2 protein-coding genes are annotated in these 1,892 nt (G+C 45.4%); both read right to left on the bottom strand.

What is annotated here, in order from left to right:
- Positions 1–248: 248 nt before the first annotated feature.
- Positions 249–449 carry a hypothetical protein gene (locus tag C8U37_RS14270; RefSeq protein ID WP_108033869.1) on the bottom strand — a complete coding sequence of 67 codons (201 nt, stop codon included), beginning with the start codon at positions 447–449 and terminating at the stop codon, positions 249–251.
- A complete protein-coding gene (locus tag C8U37_RS14275; protein ID WP_108033870.1) occupies positions 439–1,740 on the bottom strand; it encodes an IS30 family transposase in 1,302 nt (433 codons plus the stop codon). Before C8U37_RS14275 ends, C8U37_RS14270 begins: the two co-directional genes overlap by 11 nt.
- Between the last annotated feature and the right edge of the window lie 152 nt (positions 1,741–1,892).

Raw genomic sequence — 1,892 nt, forward strand, 5'->3', positions numbered from 1 at the left:
GGTTACTTGCAATAGTAAATTCCAGTTTGTAAAACTAAATTCCACACCGGACCGGGTGAAAAGAGAAATAGACAAAAAATGAAGACCCAAAAGGGCAATTTGGATACTTTGGAGCGATCATTGTATCGAATTCGGCCTAATTTTGGGCATGCCAAACCAAAGGTGAAGATTCTGCGTTTTTTCGCAAGAGTAAATTCCACCCCTAAAAGATATTTTATTGTGGACAATGTTCTGCTGCTATTCTCTGATTAGAATGGGATTCCTTCATCTTCGAAGCGGTTGGTTTTGTTCAATGCTCCTTCTGAAAGGCGGGATATTTTGATTTCGAGCTCGGCCAATGTCTGGCTTAACGCAATCACTTCTCCCAAAAGGTAATCAATGGTTTCAGAAGCGGTCAATAGGTACTCTCGGCCTTGTTCATCGTAAAGCGGGAATCGTTTAATGGTCATCTGACAAACCTTCTTTCTTGAATAGCGAGGGTGATAGGTTTATTGTATGAGGTGGGATCAGTTCTATACCCAAGGTATGGAGAAACTCGTCTCCGTACAAGAAGCTAAACGACTCCGTAGGGGATTTGTCGTTTAGCTTTTTTCTTGTGTAGGAATTGATATGACTAGCCAACAACTGGACATCCGCCTGCGTAAGCCCATCAAAACTGGTCCCCTTTGGCAGCACATAGCGGATTAATTCATGATTCTTTTCAATCTGCCCTTTTTGATGAGGGGCGTTGGCATCACAGTAGAAGATTTTTGTCCGTTCTTTTCCTTCCAAGGCTGCAGGGTTTGAGAACTCGCTGCCATTGTCCGTTAGGACAACCGGAAACAACTTGCGGAAGACGGTTTCGCCTAAGTCTTGCTCCAGTTTATTAAAAACATCGATCACCGTTTGGGACGTATTATGGTCGCGCAGATACATCAACATCAGGTTGCAGTTCGTGAAGTGGATGGTGAGGAGGACTTTTCCTCCTTTTCTGCCTTCTACGGTGTCCATTTGGACGGTCGCGACTTCTTCCTGTTCTTCCATGTAACGCTTGTAATCCACCAGCGTGCGGCCAGTACGGCAAGCTTTATCTATCTTCTTTTCGACCTTCTTCTTGCGTAACCGGAAACGCGGTTTGCGCACTAAATCAATGTTTCTGGCATTAAGATAGCACCGGTCAATCAGGGTGTAGAGGGTCCTTTCGCAAATCTGCAGGCGATCGGCATGGTGTACACAAATATGATGAATCGACTGGTTCTGCTTGATCAGTGGCGACACAATCGCGTCCACATACGCAAGCTCCTCATCTGACAAGCTGATGCCTGTACGTGAATCAGACAAAGTCTGTTCGTATTTCTCGTGAGCTTCCTGCGCTCTATAGTAAGATTTCATCAAGGTGCAGGATTCCCTCATTTTACAGCCATTGCAGACGTAGGGAACTCGTTTGAGGCGCGGGCAGAGCTCTTCCTCAAAATCTGCACAGATACTGTTGCACTGACTGCAGAGACTGCAGGATGCCTTTCGGCATTTCTTATTGGCGCATAAGCTGGTGATAGTACAATGTTGGCGATGGATACAGCGATTGGGGACGCGGCCTTGGCCCACGTAGTATCTACTCAGGCAGTGCCGTCTGACTTCTTTTGAAATGGTGGTGGGGTCTTTGTCCAGGGAACGAGCGATGGTGCGGAAAGAGTGGCATTTTTCGAGTGCATGTTGAATGGCGTAACGATCTTCAAGGGTCAAATGTTTCTGTGTTGCCATAGGTGAACACTTCCTTCTTTGTAAGTGAGGAAGCAAAACATTATCCACCTTGAATTATAGGCTGTTTGCAGGAGTGAATTCCACTCCCATCTTTGCAGAAGTTAATTCCGTATTTTGAATCGGTCAACTGGAATTTAGTTTTTCAAATAACA

This window comes from Trichococcus patagoniensis (genome assembly GCF_003051085.1).
In the GTDB taxonomy this organism is placed as follows: Bacteria; Bacillota; Bacilli; order Lactobacillales; family Aerococcaceae; genus Trichococcus; species Trichococcus patagoniensis.